16 protein-coding genes are annotated in these 19,052 nt (G+C 63.4%); 2 read left to right on the forward strand and 14 right to left on the reverse strand.

Going from position 1 to position 19,052, the window contains the following annotated elements; translation table 11 throughout:
* Positions 1-111: 111 nt before the first annotated feature.
* The 6 genes from queA to gyrA all read right to left on the reverse strand — a co-directional run bounded on the left by queA (position 112) and on the right by gyrA (position 7,280).
* On the reverse strand, positions 112-1,176 hold the full coding sequence (queA, locus tag IEV75_RS08355) for a tRNA preQ1(34) S-adenosylmethionine ribosyltransferase-isomerase QueA (protein WP_188452288.1): 1,065 nt from the start codon (positions 1,174-1,176) through the stop codon (positions 112-114).
* Between the two features lie 69 nt (positions 1,177-1,245).
* Positions 1,246-2,280 (reverse strand): tetratricopeptide repeat protein, encoded by a 1,035-nt coding sequence (locus tag IEV75_RS08360; protein ID WP_188452116.1) that lies wholly within the window; start codon positions 2,278-2,280, stop codon positions 1,246-1,248.
* Positions 2,281-2,477: 197 nt separating this feature from the next.
* Entirely contained in the window at positions 2,478-2,924 is a 447-nt protein-coding gene (locus IEV75_RS08365; RefSeq protein ID WP_188452117.1) for a peptidylprolyl isomerase, read from the reverse strand.
* Between the two features lie 5 nt (positions 2,925-2,929).
* On the reverse strand, positions 2,930-3,931 hold the full coding sequence (locus tag IEV75_RS08370; protein WP_188452118.1) for a peptidylprolyl isomerase: 1,002 nt from the start codon (positions 3,929-3,931) through the stop codon (positions 2,930-2,932).
* Positions 3,928-4,422 (reverse strand): pantetheine-phosphate adenylyltransferase, encoded by a 495-nt coding sequence (coaD, locus tag IEV75_RS08375; RefSeq protein ID WP_188452119.1) that lies wholly within the window; start codon positions 4,420-4,422, stop codon positions 3,928-3,930. Before coaD ends, IEV75_RS08370 begins: the two co-directional genes overlap by 4 nt.
* Positions 4,422-7,280: a DNA gyrase subunit A gene (gene gyrA / locus IEV75_RS08380; RefSeq protein ID WP_233351808.1), complete on the reverse strand. Its 2,859-nt coding sequence runs from the start codon at positions 7,278-7,280 to the stop codon at positions 4,422-4,424. The genes coaD and gyrA overlap by 1 nt, the downstream gene beginning before the upstream one ends.
* 380 nt (positions 7,281-7,660) lie before the next feature.
* Here gyrA and IEV75_RS08385 point away from each other — a divergent pair, with 380 nt between their 5' ends.
* Positions 7,661-8,701 (forward strand): Kelch repeat-containing protein, encoded by a 1,041-nt coding sequence (locus tag IEV75_RS08385; RefSeq protein ID WP_188452120.1) that lies wholly within the window; start codon positions 7,661-7,663, stop codon positions 8,699-8,701.
* 7 nt (positions 8,702-8,708) lie between these two features.
* Here IEV75_RS08385 and IEV75_RS08390 read toward each other — a convergent pair whose 3' ends face one another.
* A complete protein-coding gene (locus IEV75_RS08390; RefSeq protein ID WP_188452121.1) occupies positions 8,709-9,089 on the reverse strand; it encodes a TM2 domain-containing protein in 381 nt (126 codons plus the stop codon).
* Between the two features lie 90 nt (positions 9,090-9,179).
* Positions 9,180-9,656: a single-stranded DNA-binding protein gene (gene ssb / locus IEV75_RS08395; RefSeq protein ID WP_188452122.1), complete on the reverse strand. Its 477-nt coding sequence runs from the start codon at positions 9,654-9,656 to the stop codon at positions 9,180-9,182.
* Between the two features lie 256 nt (positions 9,657-9,912).
* Here ssb and uvrA point away from each other — a divergent pair, with 256 nt between their 5' ends.
* Complete coding sequence (gene uvrA / locus IEV75_RS08400; protein ID WP_188452123.1) at positions 9,913-12,801, forward strand: excinuclease ABC subunit UvrA; 2,889 nt, start codon at positions 9,913-9,915, stop codon at positions 12,799-12,801.
* 185 nt (positions 12,802-12,986) lie between these two features.
* Here uvrA and IEV75_RS08405 read toward each other — a convergent pair whose 3' ends face one another.
* From IEV75_RS08405 to IEV75_RS08430, 6 genes are all read right to left on the reverse strand, one after another.
* Positions 12,987-13,997: a CPBP family intramembrane glutamic endopeptidase gene (locus tag IEV75_RS08405; RefSeq protein ID WP_188452124.1), complete on the reverse strand. Its 1,011-nt coding sequence runs from the start codon at positions 13,995-13,997 to the stop codon at positions 12,987-12,989.
* Positions 13,998-14,001: 4 nt separating this feature from the next.
* Positions 14,002-15,042 carry a hypothetical protein gene (locus IEV75_RS08410; protein WP_188452125.1) on the reverse strand — a complete coding sequence of 347 codons (1,041 nt, stop codon included), beginning with the start codon at positions 15,040-15,042 and terminating at the stop codon, positions 14,002-14,004.
* Positions 15,043-15,106: 64 nt separating this feature from the next.
* Positions 15,107-15,955 carry a hypothetical protein gene (locus IEV75_RS08415; RefSeq protein ID WP_188452126.1) on the reverse strand — a complete coding sequence of 283 codons (849 nt, stop codon included), beginning with the start codon at positions 15,953-15,955 and terminating at the stop codon, positions 15,107-15,109.
* Between the two features lie 40 nt (positions 15,956-15,995).
* A complete protein-coding gene (locus IEV75_RS08420; RefSeq protein ID WP_188452127.1) occupies positions 15,996-17,069 on the reverse strand; it encodes an energy transducer TonB in 1,074 nt (357 codons plus the stop codon).
* A gap of 103 nt (positions 17,070-17,172) precedes the next feature.
* A complete protein-coding gene (locus IEV75_RS08425; protein ID WP_188452128.1) occupies positions 17,173-17,934 on the reverse strand; it encodes a hypothetical protein in 762 nt (253 codons plus the stop codon).
* Between the two features lie 4 nt (positions 17,935-17,938).
* Positions 17,939-19,048 (reverse strand): energy transducer TonB, encoded by a 1,110-nt coding sequence (locus IEV75_RS08430; protein ID WP_188452129.1) that lies wholly within the window; start codon positions 19,046-19,048, stop codon positions 17,939-17,941.
* Between the last annotated feature and the right edge of the window lie 4 nt (positions 19,049-19,052).

Raw genomic sequence — 19,052 nt, forward strand, 5'->3', positions numbered from 1 at the left:
TCCTCATCAGGCTCAACGCCATGCTCAGAGATCAAACGACATACAAACCCGCCTGAAACAGTTGCCGGCTCGGGGACCGGGACCCCGGTTGGGGGGGCAGGGAGCAGCCCCTCACCCCCGCTCGATGAGGCACGCATCGCCATAGGAGAAGAAGCGGTAGCCTAGCGCAATCGCGTGCGCATAGGCGCCCTGCATCACATCCAGCCCCGCCAGCGCGCTGACCAGCATGAAGAGTGTGGACTTGGGCAGGTGGAAATTGGTCAGCAGCGCGTCCGTCACGCGAAACCGATAGCCCGGCGTGATGAAGATGGCCGTCTCGGCGCTGCCCGCTCTCACCCGGCCCTCATTGTCCGCCGCACTCTCCAGCGTCCGCAGCGCCGTGGTGCCCACCGGGATGATGCGGCGGCGCTCGGCTCTGGCCGCATTGATCGCCGCGGCGGCCTCCCCGCCGATCTCATACCATTCGGCATGCATGCGATGGTCAGATACGTTTTCAGTTTTAACCGGCAGGAAGGTGCCCGCGCCGACATGAAGGGTGAGCTGCGTGGTGGCGACGCCACGCGCCGCCAGCGCCGCAAACAGCCGCTCGGTGAAATGAAGGCCCGCCGTCGGCGCAGCGACCGAGCCCTTGCGGGCGGGATCGGAAAACAGGGTCTGGTAGTCGGCGCGGTCCTCGGCGTCTGCCGCCCGCTTCGAGGCGATATAGGGCGGCAGGGGCGGATTGCCGGCCGCTTCAAGCGCCAAATCAAGGTCTGCCCCTGACGCATTGAATTGCATGGCAATATCTCCGCCATCAGCCTTTTCCGTGACAACGGCAGACAGGCCTTCGGGGAAATGGATCGTGTCGCCCGCTCGCAGGCGCTTGGCGGGCCGGGCAAAGGCGCGCCAGCTGTCCTCGCCGGTACGGGTATGCAGGTTAAGATCGATGCGGGCCGGTCCTCCGCCGCCCTGCTCACGCGCAGGCCGCTCCCCGGTCAGGGCTGCCGGGATGACGCTGGTATTGTTCAGCACCAGAAGATCGCCGGGCTGCAACAGCGCCGGCAGGTCCAGCATGGTGTGATCGCCCAGCGCCCCGCCCTGGCCCACATGCAAGAGGCGCGCGCTGTCCCTCGGCCGGGCGGGCCGAAGTGCAATGCGGTCTTCGGGCAGGTGGAAGTCAAAGTCTGAGAGTTTCATGGGGGCCGGACTAGCGGCAAATCCGCGTCCCGCCAAGAGCGCGGACATCGGCCGCCTGCACCCGGCCTGCTAGCACGTATTCACATAGCGCCAGTCCTGCTGGCCGGAGTTCTGTGCCTGGATCGACCGGCGCACCCGGCGCAGGCATTCAAGGCGGGCGCGCGACTGGGCGAAGAACTGCTCCTGACTCTGCCCGCCGCCATGCAGGTTCCAGATACGGGCCATGTTCTCTGATTGCGCGCGCAGATTATTGGCCTGTTCAGCCCGGCGCAGATCGGCGCGCAGCTGGGTGCAGTTGGGTCCGCGCAGCGTGCAGTATTCGGCTACATCGCCCGCCCACATGGCAAAGCTGGACGTGTCCGGCCCGTAGCGGTCGATATGATCGATGAACAGGGCTTGTGAAATATTAGGCGCGATCTGCACCAGCAGGGTCTGCGCATTGGTGTCGCCCTGCTCTGCAGCGCGTGTCAGCCAGTGAGCCGCCTGAAGATAGTTGCGCTGCGTGCCCAGCCCGAATGTGTACATATAACCCAAGGCATACTGGGATTCATGATCGCCAGACCCTGCCGCCAGCTCCATCAGGGGAAGGGCCTCATTGTAATTGTCGGCCTGAAACGCCGCCCAGGCGGCGGCATGAGTCTGGCTGCCCCGGCCATGCGAGCTGGCGGAGGCTTGCGCCCCGCCCTGCCCGGCTGACGCAACCGCCGTCGAACCGCCACCGGGCCCGCTCACAGCCAGCTGGTAGCGCCCGAAATCGTTGGCGACATCGTTCTGCACGAAGATCGCCCAGCGTCCGCCATTGCCGGGGATGGTCAGCCGCTCATAGCTGAAATCGGCGCCGCCAGCGGAGGCATCGCACCCGCCCTCGCCGGACATGATGAAGACGTCAAATTCGGCGGCCTGAACCGTCACGGTGTAGTTCTGGCCCGCCTGCGTATCGAGATTGAGGCAGTCGACATAGATGCCGTCATCCATCGGCGCGTTGCGCCGGCTGATCTCGCCAGTGAAAACCTCTCCCGGCTGCAGCATGGCGCCGGAATACTGCGCCTCAGCCCCGGCCGCGCCCAGCATGATAACGGCGCCTGCAATCACGGTGCGGAACATGAGCTCACCTCCTCCAGATTTCACATCAGGAGTGTGGTGGCTTACGCCAAAGCGGCAACTGACAAGGGCTGTCAGTTTGATCTGTCCAAATGCGTGAAATCCCGGCCTGCATGGCAGAGCCGGGACCTTGTGCAGGAGAAGCGGACAGAGGCCCCGGATACGCGCTTCGCACGTTCCGGGGTTTCACCGTGAGATAACTACTGAACCGTCGCTTTCACGATCTTGCCAGGGTTGCGCGGCGGTTCGCCCCTGGGCAGGGCGTCGACATATTCCATGCCCTCGATCACCTCACCCCAAACGGTGTAGCTGTTGTCGAGATAGGGCACGGCATCAAGGCAAATGAAGAACTGGCTGTCAGCGGAATCAGGATCATTGGTGCGCGCCATGGACATGGTGCCGCGCACATGCGGCTCGGAGTTGAACTCCGCCGGGATTTTCTGCCCCGAACCGCCCGTGCCAGTGCCTTTGGGGCACCCGCCTTGTGCGACGAAGCCGTCAATCACCCGGTGAAAGGTGATGCCATCGTAAAAGCCGCTCTGCGCCAGCTCGGTGATGCGCGCCACGTGCTTGGGGGCGAGGTCGGGGCGGAAACGGATTTTAACGTCACCCCCGGTGTCGAGGGTGAAGATCAGGGTATCAGCCAAAACTCTTACTCCGTTATGCGGACAGGGATTTCGATGTCGCAGACATCAGGCAGGCGGCCATTATTGGCGGCCTGCAGGGCTTCAAGATAGACAGCAAAATCGGGCGTGCCGGTATCGAACACCTCGATTGTCAGACGCTCGCTCTCGGGCAGTTCGCTGGCCATGCGCATGGACATGATGAAGTCCGGGCGGAAGCCCATCGTCTCGCCCATCGTGCCGACGCGGATGGCGTCGACGGCCTCCTGCCCGGCCCGGACACGTCCCCATACGGTGTAGACCGCTTCCAGATGGGCCGGGTTGCCGGTGGTGATGTAAAACTGGCTGCGCGCGGAATTCGGATCGCTGGTGCGCGCCGCTGCCACCGCGCCGCGGCAGTGCAGAAGCCAGGATTCCACCTGACCGTCCGCCCTTATGCCGGCCTGCGCGATCGGCATGGTGGATGCAGGAAAACCGTTCCAGAAGCCCGCGCGGGCGCGTGTGCTGGCTTCGCGCGGGTTGATGACCCGGTCCTGAAGCTCGCTGATCCGGATATCGCTATCCAGCCCCCGGCCAATGAGGAACTCGGCCTGCAAGGGCGGCTTGTCGGTAGCAAGGCCGGGATTGTCAGACGCCCCGCCGCCCTGCGCCATGAAGCCCTCAATGACGCGGTGCCAGACCTTGCCATCATAAAAGCCTTCTTCCACCAGCTCGCGGATACGCGCGACATGGTTGGGCGCAAATTCCGGTGCCAGCTCCACCCAGATATCGCCATTGCGCGTGGCAATGACCAGAAGCCTGTCAGCATCGACTGTGCGCCAGGCCGCCTCGGGTGCATTGGCAATGATCTGACGCGCGGCATCGGGACCTTCCGGGATGCCATCACGCGCATAGCGGCCGCCATCGGCCTCCTGCGTGGTGCTGGCGGCATTCGCGCCGCCGGTATCGGTTGATGCGTCGGCGCAGGCCGTGGCAGCAAGCGCAAAAGCGCTGACACTCGCCGTCAGCAGGGCGGAAGTCATACGGATCATTTGGCAAATCTCTCCAGCACGCGCGATTTGATTGCAGGCGGCACGAAGGCGGTGATGTCCCCGCCCAGCCGCGCGATTTCCTTGACCAGCCGCGAGGCAATCGCCTGGTGGCGCGGATCGGCCATAAGAAACACCGTCTCGATGTCAGGATTGAGGCGCTGGTTCATGCCCACCATCTGGAACTCGTACTCGAAGTCGGAGACGGCGCGCAGGCCCCGTATGATGGAGCCGGCGCCCACCTCTTCGGCAAAATGCATGAGAAGGCCGGAAAACGGCCGCACCTCGATCACCGTCTCGCCAGTGTATTCACGCGTCAGGTCCAGCGCCATTTCCACGCGCTCATCAAGCGAGAAGAGCGGCCGCTTGTCCTCATTGCGGGCAATGCCGATCACCAGCTTGTCGTAAAGCTTTACCGCGCGGCGCACGATATCGATATGGCCGTTCGTCAGCGGATCGAACGTGCCAGGATACAGGGCGACGCGCTCTTTCATCAGCTTTCTCCAGACGGCGCGGTATCGGGCCCTGTACCGGCTTCGCCGGTATCGTCGCCGTCTCCGGCTTCCTCGTTCTTGGCGATGCGCGCAACGGACACCACCTTTTCGTCATTGGCAAGACGGATCAGGCGCACGCCCTTGGTGGCACGGCTGGCAATGCGGACCGAATGCAGCGGGAAGCGGATGAGCTGGCCACCATCGGTGACAGCCATGACCGTATCGCCTTCCTCGATCAGGAAGCAGGCCGCCAGCGGTTCCGGGAAGCGCTTGTCCTTGGTCCATACGCCCTGCCCGCCCCGGCTCTGCGGGAAATACTCATAGGAGATGACGCGCTTGCCCATGCCGGACTCCACCACGTTGAGGAGTATCTCCTCGTGGGCGCGAAGCTCCATATAGCGCACTTCAGACAGGGTGATTTCCTCGCCGTCCTCGTCGCCCTCATCGGCTTCGATCTCGGGCGTATCGATGTCCTCATCGCCCTCATTGCGCATTTCGGCGCGGCGGCGTTTCAGGTAGGCGCGGGTTTCAGCCCGGCTGATCTCGACATGATTGAGGATCGCCATGGAGATGGCCGTATCGCCCTTCTCCATGCGTATGCCCCGCACGCCGGTGGAGTTGCGGCTGGCAAACACGCGCACATCGGTGACCGGGAAGCGGATCGCCTTGCCGTTGGCGGTGGCGAGCAGCACGTCCTGCCCCTCATGGCACAGGCGCACATCCAGGATCTGGCCGTCCGCCTCCTCCAGCTTCATGGCAATCTTGCCGTTACGGTTCACCTGCACGAAGTCCGACAGCTTGTTGCGCCGGACGGTGCCCGCCGTGGTGGCGAACATCACGTCGAACCGGCTCCATTCGGCCTCATCTTCGGGCAGTGCCATGATGGAGGTGACGCGCGCGCCTTCGCTCAGCGTCGGCAACAGGTTGGTCAGGAATTTGCCCTTGGTGTTGGGCGCGCCCTGCGGCAGGCGCCAGGTCTTGGTCTTGTAGACCATGCCGTCCGAGGTAAAGAACAATAGCGGCGCGTGGGTGGAAGCAACAAAGAGCGTGGAGACGAAATCCTCGTCCTTCATCGCCATGCCGGCGCGCCCGCGCCCGCCCCGGTTCTGCGCCCGGTAGAGCGAGAGCGGGGTGCGCTTCACATAGCCGCCATGGGTCAGCGTGACGACCATCTCCTCACGGGGGATGAGATCTTCATCCTCGATTTCGAAATCACCCTCGACCAGCGCGGAGCGGCGCGGCACACCGAAGCGCTCCTTGGCGTCCAGGAGCTCTGCCTTGACGATCTCGCGGATACGCACCGGGCTTTTGAGGATATCGAGAAGATCGGCGATCTCGACGGCGAGCTTCTCCGCCTCTGACGAAATCTCGTCACGGCCGAGCGCGGTCAGACGGTTCAGGCGCAGCTCCAGAATGGCGCGCGCCTGCTCATCGGTCAGATGGATGGTCTGGTTTTCCAGAATGATCGAGCGCGGATCAGCCACCAGCGCCACCAGCGAGGCAATATCGGCGGCCGGCCAGGCGCGTTCCTTTAGCTGTTCGCGGGCCGTTGCCGGATCGGGCGCGGCACGGATCAGGCGGATCACCTCATCGATATTGGCTACCGCAATGCCAAGCCCGATCAGGATATGGGCTCGGTCGCGCGCTTTTCTCAGATCGAACTTGGCCCGCCGGGCCGTCACTTCCTTGCGGAAGGCGATGAAGGTTTCCAGATACGTCTTCAGTCCCGCCAGTTGCGGCTTGCCGCCGATCAGGGCGAGCATGTTGACCCCGAAGGAGGTCTGCAGCGGGCTCCAGCGGTAAAGCTGGTTCAGGATCACTTCAGCATTGGCATCGCGTTTCAGCTCCACCACGACGCGCATGCCCGACCGGTCGGACTCGTCGCGCAGGTCCGAAATGCCCTCAATGCGCTTCTCACGCACCAGCTCGGCGATCTTCTCGATCATCGAGGCCTTGTTCACCTGATAGGGAATCTCGTGAATGAGGATCGCCTGACGGTCTTTGCGGATTTCCTCGATCGTGGTCTTGCCGCGCACCAGCACCGAGCCGCGCCCGGTCAGAAGCCCGTTGCGCGCGCCGGTGCGCCCGATGATCTCGCCGCCGGTTGGAAAGTCCGGCGCGGGCACGAATTCCAGCAGGTCCAGATCGGTCAGTTCCGGGTCTTCCAGCAGGGCCACGGTGGCGTCTACCACCTCGCCCAGATTGTGCGGCGGGATATTGGTCGCCATGCCGACCGCGATACCGCCTGCCCCGTTGACCAGAAGGTTCGGGAAGCGGGCCGGCAGGACGATCGGCTCTTTTTCCGAGGCGTCATAGTTCTCGCGGTAATCGACCGTTTCCTTGTCGATATCGGCCAGCAGCGCCTCGGCCGGCTTGTCCATGCGGATTTCGGTGTAACGCATGGCGGCGGGCGGATCGCCGTCGACAGAACCGAAATTGCCCTGGCCGTCGAGGAGCTTGAGGCCCATCGAAAAGTCCTGCGCCATGCGCGCCAGCGCGTCATAGACGGCCTGGTCGCCGTGCGGGTGGTATTTACCGATCACGTCACCGACGACGCGGGCCGATTTGCGGTATTGCTTGTCGTGGGTATAGCCCTGCTCGTGCATGGACCAGAGGATGCGCCGGTGGACGGGTTTGAGGCCGTCGCGCGCGTCGGGGATGGCGCGGCTGACGATCACGCTCATCGCGTAATCGAGATAGGAGCGGCGCATCTCTTCCTCGATGGCGATCATCGGGCCGCCTTCGGGACGCGGCGGTTCCTGACCGTCCGCTCCGCCGCCATTCATGCCGTTCCCGCCAGCGCCGGATTCGTCAATATCGATGTCGTCCGGGCCGGGCTCGTTCGGTGTGTCGCTCAAGCGTATCTGTCCTGTAGTCTGGCGGGCACAAGGGCGCCTCGCGAAGAATGGGTGCTGACAGCCGGAATCACGTGCCGGCAAAGCTGGAAAAGGGTGTACCAAGCCCCAGCCACAGGGGCAAACGATGAGGTGTTGTTGGGGGGTGCCTTTCCAGCTTCCCCTCACGTCGTCATTCCAGAAGCGGCGCAGCCGCTATCTGGAACCCAGCGCTAGTCTTATCTCTGGGTTCCGGGTGTCGCTGCGCTCCCCCGGAATGACGAGGGAGAGGCGATGAGCAAGGTGGGAACACCGCCTAACGATAGCGTGACCGGCGCCGGGTCTTTGTGGAACCGCCATCGCCCCGGTGCTAGCCTGTTGAAAGGCAAAGGGAGGCTGTAGCTATGAAACTCACACGCAGGGCGGCAACGCTTGGACTGGCAGCAGGCACGGGCGCGCTGGCCAGCGGTATGAGTTTCGCGCGGAGGGACGAGACGCGCTGGAGCAACGCGCCGGACCTGCCTTTCCCGGTGCAGGAAATCTACCCGGCCCTGCTGGACGGCACGCTCTATGTGATTGGCGGGTTTGCTACAGGGATCTCGGAGCGTCCGCTGGATATTTCAGACCGCGCGCTGGCGCTCACCCCCGGCGTCGATGGGAGCTGGCGCGAGATGCCGCGCTTGCCCGTGCCCACCCATCATCCGCAATGCGTCGGCCTTGATGGCACGCTTTACGCGATTGGCGGCTACACGGCGGAAAATGGCGGCGCCTGGTCCAACACCTCGCGCGTGTGGACGCTGCGCCCCGGCGAGGATGACGACTGGCGCGAAGGCCCGGCCCTGCCCGGCCCGTGGTCTGAAAACGTCGCGGCGGCGCTGGATGGCCGTATCCACGTGCTGACCGGGCGCAGGCCGTCCGGCGCAGAAAATTCGGAATGGACCCACCAGTCAGACGTGACGGCGCACCTGGTGCTGGACCCGGCCGAGGGGAGCTGGACGGCGCTGGCGCCCTCGCCCAGCGCGCGCAATTCAGCCGCAGCCGCCGTGATGAACGGGCTAATTCATGTCGTCGCAGGCCGCACCGTCTCTGGCGGCAACACGCCCGTGCACGAGGTCTACGACCCGGCCAGCAATAGCTGGACCATGGCCGCGCCCCTGCCCCAGCCATCACGCGGTCCGCGCGGCTCTGGCGGGCTGGCAGCGGCGAGCGTGGGCGACACGCTCTACGTGTTTGGCGGGGAATGGTTCGAGGATGGCGGCGGCGTCTATGAGGAGGTCTGGGCGTGGCGTGCGGAAACCGACGCCTGGGAAGCGGTCAGCACCATGCCCACGCCCCGCCACGGCCTTGGCGCGCACGCGCTGGATGGCGCGATCTACACCATTGGCGGAGCCGCCCAGCGCGGCGCGGTGGATACCAGCGCGAAGGTGGAAGTCTTCAGGCCGTGACCGGCTCCTAAGACGCCGCAGGCGGCGGGGGTTCGGAAGATGCGGGCGCCGGTGCCGAAGCCGGTGCGCTGCTCCGGTTCGAGAAGGAATCGCGCAGCTGGCGCGCATACTCGATATTCTTCTGGCGTGTCCGGCCGCCGATCAGGAAATAGTCGATCAGCACCCACAGGCCGAACCCGCCAAACGTGATGAGCTTGAGCACGCCGGCGAGGATGTCGCCGACCAGAAACCGGTCAATGCCCAGAAAGCCCAGCCAGACATTGAAACCGTAGAGCAGGACCGGGTTTTTCTCCGAGGCCTGAAAGGCGGAGATGAAGCCCGGCCGGTTGGCCTCGGGCAATGACCCGACAATGGTCAGGAGTTCGGCTGTGTAGCTTTGGCGATTCATGGTGGTCCCCGCTCAATAAAAATCCCGGGAACACCATGGCGCGCAGCGCGACGGCCTGTAAAGCGGATATGGGCTGCGCCCCGGCTATCCCTAGAACGGGATATCGTCGTCCAGCGTATCGGAGGCGAAGCTTTCGCGCGGGCGGTCATTGCCGCCAGAGGAACGGTCATCGGAGCGGCCATAATTGCCACCGCCACCCGAACCGCCGCCATCGCCCTTGCCGTCCAGCATGGTCAATTCGCCGCGGTATTTCTGCAGCACGATTTCGGTGGAGTAGCGATCCTGCCCGTTCTGGTCCTGCCATTTGCGGGTCTGCAGAGAGCCTTCAATGTAAACCTTGGCGCCTTTTTTGAGATAGTTCTCGGCGACCTTGGCCAGGTTCTCGTTGAAGATGACCACGTTGTGCCACTCGGTCTTCTCGCGGCGCTCGCCGGTCTGGCGGTCACGCCAGGTTTCCGATGTCGCGACGGGAAATTTCGCCATCCGGTCACCTGACGGCATGGCCTTCACTTCCGGGTCCGCGCCCAGATTGCCGATAATAATGACCTTGTTGACACTGCCTGCCATATCCGAACCCCGTGCTTGCGCTTTTCTCTAAAATGTTCACATATTGTTCCGCCCGTCAACGGGCGAGTCGCCAAGTGAATCTTCGCGGGCATCTCACTCCATCAGGGCGGGGGTGTCCATGCGGGCGGTGAACGCAATCGCACCGCAAGGTGTAATGAGGAGACGGGCAAGGTGGCGGCCAGCCGTCTTGCGGCTTATCTAACCACCGGCCAGCACCGCCCCGCCGGCCCTTCGCAGATTTATGGATTTTCGCCCCATGCCCGACCCCTTGAAACACATATCGGTGCGCGGTGCGCGCGAGCATAATCTCAAAGACGTGTCGGTCGACCTGCCGCGCGACGAGCTGATCGTGTTCACGGGGCTTTCCGGTTCGGGCAAGTCCTCGCTGGCGTTCGACACGATCTATGCCGAAGGGCAGCGCCGCTATGTGGAGAGCCTTTCGGCCTATGCGCGCCAGTTCCTGGAGCTGATGAGCAAGCCGGACGTGGACTCCATTGAAGGTCTCTCTCCCGCGATTTCCATCGAGCAGAAGACGACGTCGAAAAACCCGCGCTCCACGGTCGGCACGGTTACCGAGATCTATGACTATATGCGCCTGTTATGGGCGCGCGTCGGCATCCCCTACTCGCCCGCCACGGGCCTGCCCATCACCTCGCAGACCGTCTCCCAGATGGTCGACCGGCTGATGGCGCTGGAGGACGGCACGCGGCTCTACCTGCTCGCTCCAATAGTGCGCGGGCGCAAGGGCGAATACCGCAAGGAATTTGCCGAGCTGGTGAAGCAGGGCTTCCAGCGGGTGAAGGTGGACGGCACCTATTACACGCTGGAAGAAGCCCCCGAGCTCGACAAGAAGTTCAAGCACGATATCGATGTCGTGGTGGATCGGGTGGCGATCCGCGAGGGACTGGAACAGCGCCTTGCCGATAGCCTGGAGACCGCTCTGCGCCTCGCCGACGGCCTCGCCATGGCCGAGTTCGCCGACAAGACCGATGACAAGGGCGCTCCGGAACGCCTGATCTTCTCCGAAAAATTCGCCTGCCCGGAAACCGGCTTCACCATCGAGGAGATCGAGCCGCGCCTGTTCTCGTTCAACAATCCGTTCGGGGCGTGTCCGGCCTGTGATGGCCTCGGCGTCAGCCTGAAGTTTGACGAGGCGATGATCATCCCCGACCGGGAAAAGAGCCTTTATGACGGCGCGGTCGCGCCGTGGAGCCGGGCCACGTCCAAGCTCTACCAGCAGACCTTGCAGGCGCTCGCCGATCATTATGGCGCCAACATGCACAAGCCCTGGCGCACCCTGCCGGAAAAGTTCCAGCAGACCGTGCTCTACGGCACGAATGACAAGATCAAGTTTACCTATGAGGACGGGCTTCGCCAGTTCTCCACCACCAAGTCGTTTGAAGGGGTGATCCCCAATCTGGAACGGCGCTGGCGCGAGACGGACTCCGCCTGGGTGCGTGAGGAGCTGGGCCGCTTCCAGTCCAACCAGCCTTGCGAGACCTGCCATGGCAAGCGGCTGAAGCCGGAAGCGTTGGCGGTAAAAATCGGCGGCTATGACATCTCGCAGGCGGGTGAGCATTCGATCCGCGATGCGCTGGCCTGGTTCTCCAATATCGAGGAGCGCCTGACCGACAAGGAACAGGAGATCGCCCGGCGTATCCTCAAAGAGATACGCGACCGGCTGCGCTTTCTGGTCGATGTGGGGCTGGATTATCTCAGCTTGAGCCGTGCATCCGGCACCCTCTCAGGCGGGGAGAGCCAGCGCATCCGCCTGGCCAGCCAGATCGGATCGGGCCTCACCGGCGTGCTCTACGTGCTCGATGAACCCTCCATCGGCCTGCACCAGCGTGACAATACCCGCCTTCTGGAATCTTTGCGTGGCCTGCGCGATCTCGGCAATACCGTGATCGTGGTGGAACATGACGAGGAAGCCATCGAGACGGCCGATTATGTTGTCGATCTGGGACCGGCGGCCGGCGTGCATGGCGGCGAGGTCGTCGCGCAGGGCAAGCCGGAGGACATCCGCGCCAATCCGAAAAGCCTGACGGGTCAATACCTCTCCGGCACGCGCATGATCGAGGTGCCGGAAAAGCGGCGCAAGATCGACAGGAAGCGCGTGCTGAAAGTAACAGGCGCGAGCGGAAACAATCTGAAAGACGTGACGGCGGAGTTTCCGCTGGGCGTGTTTACCTGCGTCACCGGCGTGTCGGGCGGCGGCAAGTCCACCCTGACGCTGGAAACGCTCTACAAGGCGGCTGCGCGCAAGCTCAACGGGGCAAGCGCGGTGCCTGCCCCGCACGAGACCGTGGAGGGGCTGGAGCTGCTCGACAAGATTATCGATATCGACCAGTCGCCCATTGGCCGCACGCCGCGCTCCAACCCCGCGACCTATACCGGCGCCTTCACGCCGATCCGCGACTGGTTTGCCGGCCTGCCGGAATCAAAAACGCGCGGCTACAAGCCGGGCCGCTTCTCCTTCAACGTCAAAGGCGGGCGCTGCGAGGCGTGTCAGGGCGATGGCGTAGTGAAGATCGAGATGCACTTCCTGCCCGATGTCTATGTTACCTGCGATGTGTGCCATGGCGCGCGCTTCAACCGCGAGACGCTGGAAGTGACCTTCAAGGGCAAATCCATCGCGCAGGTGCTGGACATGACGGTGGAGGAAGCGGCCGATTTCTTCCAGGCCGTCCCGTCGGTGCGCGACAAGATGGAAACCTTGAAACGCGTGGGGCTTGGCTATGTGAAGGTCGGCCAGCCCGCGACACAGCTTTCGGGCGGCGAGGCGCAGCGGGTGAAGCTCTCCAAGGAGCTTTCAAAGCGCGCCACGGGCCGCACGCTCTACATCCTCGACGAGCCGACCACCGGGCTTCACTTCGAGGACGTGAAGAAGCTGCTCGAAGTGCTTCACGAGCTGGTCGAGCAGGGCAATTCGGTGATCGTGATCGAGCATAATCTCGATGTCATCAAGACCGCCGACTGGATCATCGATCTCGGCCCGGAGGGCGGCGATGGCGGCGGCAAAATCGTCGCCGCTGGCACGCCAGAACACGTGGCAGGCGTGGAGGCGAGCTGGACCGGGCGTTATCTCAAGCCCGTGCTGGAGCGCGACATGGCGCGGCAGAAAGCGCTGAAGAAGGCGGGTTAGGTGCTGGCACCTGCCGGGGAGGCATTACAGTGCGCCAGAGTTCGGACACTTTCACCGGCAGCTTCTCAACCGGGTTCCCGGGCTTGACCCGGGATCCATAATTTAAACCTCGGGACTGGTCATGGACCCCGGCTCGGGGGCCGGGGTCCCGGTATTGTTGCCACCTGCTCTACGCAATGGACGCCCTACCCTTTCCTCGCCCGCATACGCAGGAAGAGGATGAGGCTGAGCGTGAGGAACACGCCCGGCTGGACCAGAAGGTGCGGGCCGACTTCGGTGGCTTCCACGCCCGCCATACCGGTGGCGCGCTCCAGCACTTCGGCGAAGAGATCGGACGGCGTGCGGTCCGGCTCGCCGGCCTGCCCGATGGCCAGCGGCATCAGCGTAGCCGCCGCGTTGAACGTGCCATGGGCGGCGGCTGCGCCCCACACGCCGCGCTCGGCGTAGGCGTAAAGCGCAAAGAACAGCCCCGTCGCGGTGATGCCGAACACGGCCATCAGGCCGTAGGCCACGCCCGATACCATCACATGCAGGTGGAAGGCGCCGAAAATGACGCTGGAGGCGATAATGGCCGCCACCGCACCCCAGCGCGCCGTCAGCGTGCTCATCAGCCAACCGCGGAAGATCACTTCCTCTGCCCCGCCCTGTATGAGGAAGGTGAAAAGCGCCAGCAGCGCGAAGCCAATGAAAGCCCCGCCCGCCAGCACCGCCCAGTCGGCGTTTTCCGGCGGCGCCATGTCGCGCATGCTTTCGGGCACCGCGCCGGGCGCGAATGTGGTCAGAGCGGCCATCACTCCGCCCATCAGCAGGACAAGGCCGACGCCCACAAAAAGCCCGCGCAGATAACGGCCCAGCCAGCTGGTGGACGTGAAGCCCATGGAGGCGAGCTCGCGCCGTTCAAATGCCTTAACCCAGAGGATGATGAGGGCGGCCCACAGGGCAAACTGCATCAATATGCCCGGCAGGATCACATCGCCGGACAGGGCCGCAGACGTATCGCCTTCGGCCGCCGCCTCCAGACCGCCCGGCGCACCGGCCACCGCCACTATGGTGAGGATCACCATGGGAATGGCGGAGACGAAATAGGTCGCAATCAGGATAAACGGCGTCGCCCAGCCGAATGTCCGCCGTGATGCGGGCGCCCACGGGGCGTAGAGCGCCTGCCAGGGCGGCGGCACGAGAGCTTGCTCGGTCATGGATTTATCCTTCAGAGGGCGCGGTGCCGACCGATTCCGCCGGTGCGGAAAGATCGGTCTCTGCCGGGCCGTCACCGCCATCATGGCGAACCGCCGTGTAGGCGCCGACGCCGTGCCAGAGGCCCTCGAACACGATCTGGAAAATCACCTGCGCGAGCAGCATGACGCACAGCGCTATAATCGCCGCCGGGCTGGTGATGATGCCAGTTATCATCTCGCGGACCTGCTCAGGGTCCGGCTCGTTGCCGGCCATCAAGTCGCCCCAGTAGGGCGCCATCGCGCCCATCATGCCGCCCATCACCGCGATCTGCTGGACAATGGAGAGGATCATGGAGCCGACAAGGGCAATCAGAAGCAGGACGAAATAGGTCAGCACCAGCCAGCCCACTATGCGCTTCGTCGCGGCAAAGGAGTGGAACAGGCGGAAGCCCTTCTGGCGCACGGTCAGCGCCGGTCCGGCCGCAAAACGCACACAGATGATAATGGCCGCAACCGTGAAGCCCACGACTGCCACAAACCAGATCAAGCCGTTGAGAAGCGCCGCCCAGACGGCCCCGTCGGCAGCAGAATTGATACCAACGGTTACGGCCACAACGATCCCGAAAAACAGGATGGCGGCCACATAGCCTGCGATCACGAACGCCCAGAGGCACAGATTGACCAGGAACAGGCGTCCCTCGTCCGCGCCAAGGCGGAAGGGAATGCCGCCCGCCACCTCGTTACGCGTCATGAAGCGCAGCCATGCGCCTTGCGCCATCAGGGCCACCAGAATCGATACGATGACGATGACCGGGGACAGGGCCAGCAAGGTGCCCGCCGCGGCGAAAACCTCACCCGGGTCCGGATCATCATTGGCCGCCACCAGCTCAAGAATCGACTGAATGGCTGGCAAGCCGAACACCAGCAGCGCGCCGATGATCACCGCATAGGCGATGATCTGCCAGAGCGCGATGGAGAAGGCACCGCCCGGATTGCGGCCCACGCATTTGAAAAACCAGAAGGCCGCACTGGTGAAATCGTATTTTGCTTCGGTGGTAGGCGTCATGAAAGTGTCCCTGCCCTGCAACAATCTGGCGGGACGCTATCACGCGTTCGTGAGCACGGCACGATCAATCCGGCGTTTGTGACGTAAATTTCATGTAAAGCCGGGCGTGCACGCCCATCAGCGGCGCCAGCACGAACGCGGCCGAGCCACCCACCAGAACCGCGCGCAAAAGCGCAATGCCAAGCGGGTTCAACGCGTCTGCCCGCACGCCCTGCGCGGGGTTATATCCGGTCACGCTCTCCACCAGAAAGGCGAAGGCCACCAGCAGGATTACGCCCGGCAAAATGGCCAGCGTGCCGGTGAGAAAGCCGCCAAGCCCCCTGCCCTGCAATATCGGCCAGGCGGCCAGAAGCTGCACCTTGCCTCGCGCCAGCGTGGCCGGAATACCGGGCAGCAGGCGGGAGATGAACCACAGGCCAAAGCCGGCGAAGACCGCGATCAGCGCAACCGCGATGATCCATTCTGCGGTATTGAACAGGGCGAAGATATTCACAAAGCCTTCGGGCGGCTCGGTCAGACCGGTGCGCTCCGCGCCGAGGATTGCCAGCGCGCCCAGCATGAAGGCCAGCATGACGAAGGCGGTGCCCAGCACCGTAAACACCAGAATCAGGGTCAGACCCGCCACCAGCACGAGGCGCGAGACATCGCGGGCCCGGTCCTGGATGTCTCCCCCGGCCAGCCCCAGCGCCGGGCGCGTGACCAGCACGGCGGCAATCACCCAGGCATGAAAGCCCAGAATGAAAAGCAGGGTCACACCAATCAGGCCCGGCCCCGTCTCCCCGGTGAGCGAGAAGACCAGAGCCTCAAGGGCGGCAACGCCCGCGCAAACAGCGCTGGCGGCCAGAACGGGGCGCGGATGGCGCAGGAGAAGGGCAAGCCCGTCTTGCAGGGCATCGGCATGGATGAGTTTCATGGCAGCGGGACTTAGCCCGATGCGCGCACCCTGCCAAGGATCACTGTGACGCAGGGGGCCAATTGTCCAAGAAAAAACTGAACGCCGTCTCTTCGCCTCGACGACGGGCTGGTTCACCGTCTTCGACAAGCGGTGGATATCGCCATCTCTCAAGTGCTCTAACGCTTTCCCGGCTAAAAGTGGTCCCGTCAGGCGTGGAGAAAACCAACTCAATATTCTCTGGCTGACCGTCGATTCCCACGTCGAACCTGAGCACGGTATAACCCTCCAATCCGCGCTCCAATGCCCTAACTGGATACTGCGGCGGAAAGCGCTCGATAAGAGACTGATCAGAAATTCCGGCTTCTCCCTGCGGGACACCGGGAAAATAACCCTGCCGCAACAATAGCTTGACGAGATACGAATTCTCCAGAAACTCCTGCAGCGCTTGGCGATTTCTCAGTCCAATCAGGGCGCTGTGATACCAAGAGGCAAGGTGGCCGGTCACCGCCTCATCCATGCCTGTGCCGCGTGCCACGCCAGTGGCGAGCCCTGACAGCAAAATCACGCGCTCACGCTGTCGAGACCTGACAGCCCTGTCACCCTCGTCGAGAATTTCGCGGAGGATCGCAGGGGCCTGGTCATCACCGCCGCGTATCTGATTGCCCGTCCGTGCGGGATACTCATCTGGCCCTTCATGAACGGCGATGATGTATCCGGTGAAAAACCGCAAGTCCTCCGATATCCGGGAGGAGGACACTTGCAAGCTTCTGGCGCGTGCTGCCGCGCTGGCCCGGTCCCCTGCCAACAGATAGGCTGATGCCGCCAGCGCTAGCGTATCTGTATCCGGTGCCAGTGCATGAAGATCATCCCAGGCCGGGGCGGCGGCAGCGTAATCCTCCAGGTCGTAGTAGATCTGTGCCCGGTTCTCGGCCAGTGCGGCCAGTGTGTCGGCGTCAATCCGAGCGGCCACGCCTGCCTGATATGCCGCTTCGGCGTGGGTGGTGGCGTTTGCCGGATCATCACTCTCGATCGCGGCCATATAGGCGCGATACGGCTCCATCACCGATGGCGGAATGGCGTAAGCAATGTCAGCCTGCCAGCTAGCCGGCAGAACAGGCGCCAGAACGATCATCGCCAGTTTGCATATGCCACCAGCCCCCATTCAATCACCCCCCTATTCCGCCAGGTTTGAAGCTGGTTACGCCAAAACGGATCCCGGCCAGCATTCATTCATGTCAATCTCCGCCGGCGGCTGGCTGATCAGCCCGGCAGAGTTCTACAGGCCGCCTCGTCCTGACGCCGTAAACGGGAGTGCAGGGATTGAGGACGACAATTGTGCCGCGTACAGCCGCACGAAACCGGCTAAATCTGTTGATCTCGTCGAGTCCTGGTTCAGAGAGGGTCACGCCTTGCGGGTATTCGTAGATAATCTGAACAGGCGCATTGCGCGGCAAACTGGTAGCGGGCGGCAAGCCCGCTCGCTGGGAGCTGCCATCCCCAAAAACGATCAGTGCGGGCGCTGATGCGGTTGCCGCCGTTGCCGCCGGGGCGGCAATATCAGGCATTGGCGCTAACGATACGCCGCAGGGCTGCTGGCCGGCCTCGTAAAATGCACTTGCAAGCACCCGCCGGTCGCCCCCACGTCTTGAGCCAATACGGTAATGTTGTTCGTCTACGACCCGGCGCAATTCATCGGGCAGTGGCCCGCAAACATCCTCATGCTGACGTGCCACCCAGAACCAGTACGCTGCGTCACTGTTCCTCTCCATCTCCGCGCCGATAGCGGCAATAAAGGCCAGACCAGCCCCTTCCGGTGCCAGTTGCCCCTTGGATTCAACTGTTGAGAGCAAATAGTCGCCGGCCATGTGGCCAGCAGTAACGGCATCGCCTGAGTTCCATGCCTCAATGATTGCTTCGACGCAGGCTGACCCGGGATTGACACGCGCACATTCGGAGCTGACCTGCAACCACAAGGCTGCCACCACTATCGGGATCATTGCCCTAATCCCTCAGGTTAAACTCGAACTGAGTATGTACGCCGTCACGGACAACCGGAACACCGTCTACCGTCGCCGGGGTGTACCGCCATTGCTGGACAGCACGACGCGCCGCACGGCCGAACTCCTGATGCGGGACGGAAAACAGAACGTTGATATTCCCGGTCCGTCCGTTCTCCAGGACAGAAAACTGTACAACCGCGACACCTTCCAGATCTGCATGGAGCATTGCTGATGGGTACGTTGGCGGGATACGGTTTGACGGCGAGGCGTCCACCCAGCCAGCCGGACGTGGCTCCGGCTCCACTTCGTCTTGCGCTGGGCGCGCTATATCTGCGAGATATAGCGGGCTTTGGACCTGGCGGTTGAACAAGGCCTCGCGCTGGGCGTCATCAAGACCGCGGCGCACATAATTTGCCCAAGTTCCCAGTTCAATCGCATAGCGGTCGCCACGCCCCAGAAAGAGCTCGGCATAATCCGCCGCGAGACTGAGGTAAAAGGCTGACTCTGACGGCTCGCGGACCAGTGCGTAGTACGATCCGGCGAATACCGAGAGCTGAATAAGGCTGGTTGTTGGCTGAGCTTCTATCGCGCCAAAAACGTCTAGCGCGCGCACGGCCGGCGGCCCGGCACTGCGCACCCGCTGGCTTTGCCACTCGGCTGTGGCCTGGATGAGAAGCGCTTCGAACACGATACTGGACGCCGAACCCTCCGGGAAAAGCTCAAGTGCTTGGCCGGCACGGTTCAACGCATTTCTACGCTGCCCGGCTGCAAGTTCCTGAGACGCGGCTAGCACATGGACCCTTGCCCGTGCATCGACGTCCGCACCCGCGCGCTCAAGCATCCCGGTCAAGTCATTCCACGCGGCGGCGGCGCGGCGATGATCGCCCGTATCGGTGTAGATCTGCGCCCTGTTCTCGGCCAGCGCGGCCAGCGTATCGGCATCGATCTGCGCGGCCACACCTGCCTGATACGCCGCTTCGGCATGGGTGGCGGCGTCCTCCAGATCGTCGCTCTCGATCGCGGCCATATAGGCGCGATACGGCTCCATCACAGAGGGCGGAATAGCGTGTCCAGCCGCGCTCACCCACAACACGGCCAATACCGCGATCAAGATG

Source organism: Glycocaulis albus (genome assembly GCF_014639075.1).
Lineage (GTDB): Bacteria > Pseudomonadota > Alphaproteobacteria > Caulobacterales > Maricaulaceae > Glycocaulis > Glycocaulis albus.

Bases quoted from the DNA above. Each gene is read 5' to 3' on its own strand.
- queA (WP_188452288.1), bottom strand. From the start codon at position 1,176: ATGAAACTCTCAGACTTTGACTTCCACCTGCCCGAAGACCGCATTGCA.
- IEV75_RS08360 (WP_188452116.1), bottom strand. From the start codon at position 2,280: ATGTTCCGCACCGTGATTGCAGGCGCCGTTATCATGCTGGGCGCGGCC.
- IEV75_RS08370 (WP_188452118.1), bottom strand. From the start codon at position 3,931: ATGATCCGTATGACTTCCGCCCTGCTGACGGCGAGTGTCAGCGCTTTT.
- coaD (WP_188452119.1), bottom strand. From the start codon at position 4,422: ATGAAAGAGCGCGTCGCCCTGTATCCTGGCACGTTCGATCCGCTGACG.
- IEV75_RS08385 (WP_188452120.1), top strand. From the start codon at position 7,661: ATGAAACTCACACGCAGGGCGGCAACGCTTGGACTGGCAGCAGGCACG.
- IEV75_RS08390 (WP_188452121.1), bottom strand. From the start codon at position 9,089: ATGAATCGCCAAAGCTACACAGCCGAACTCCTGACCATTGTCGGGTCA.
- ssb (WP_188452122.1), bottom strand. From the start codon at position 9,656: ATGGCAGGCAGTGTCAACAAGGTCATTATTATCGGCAATCTGGGCGCG.
- uvrA (WP_188452123.1), top strand. From the start codon at position 9,913: ATGCCCGACCCCTTGAAACACATATCGGTGCGCGGTGCGCGCGAGCAT.
- IEV75_RS08405 (WP_188452124.1), bottom strand. From the start codon at position 13,997: ATGACCGAGCAAGCTCTCGTGCCGCCGCCCTGGCAGGCGCTCTACGCC.
- IEV75_RS08410 (WP_188452125.1), bottom strand. From the start codon at position 15,042: ATGACGCCTACCACCGAAGCAAAATACGATTTCACCAGTGCGGCCTTC.
- IEV75_RS08415 (WP_188452126.1), bottom strand. From the start codon at position 15,955: ATGAAACTCATCCATGCCGATGCCCTGCAAGACGGGCTTGCCCTTCTC.
- IEV75_RS08420 (WP_188452127.1), bottom strand. From the start codon at position 17,069: ATGATCGTTCTGGCGCCTGTTCTGCCGGCTAGCTGGCAGGCTGACATT.
- IEV75_RS08425 (WP_188452128.1), bottom strand. From the start codon at position 17,934: ATGATCCCGATAGTGGTGGCAGCCTTGTGGTTGCAGGTCAGCTCCGAA.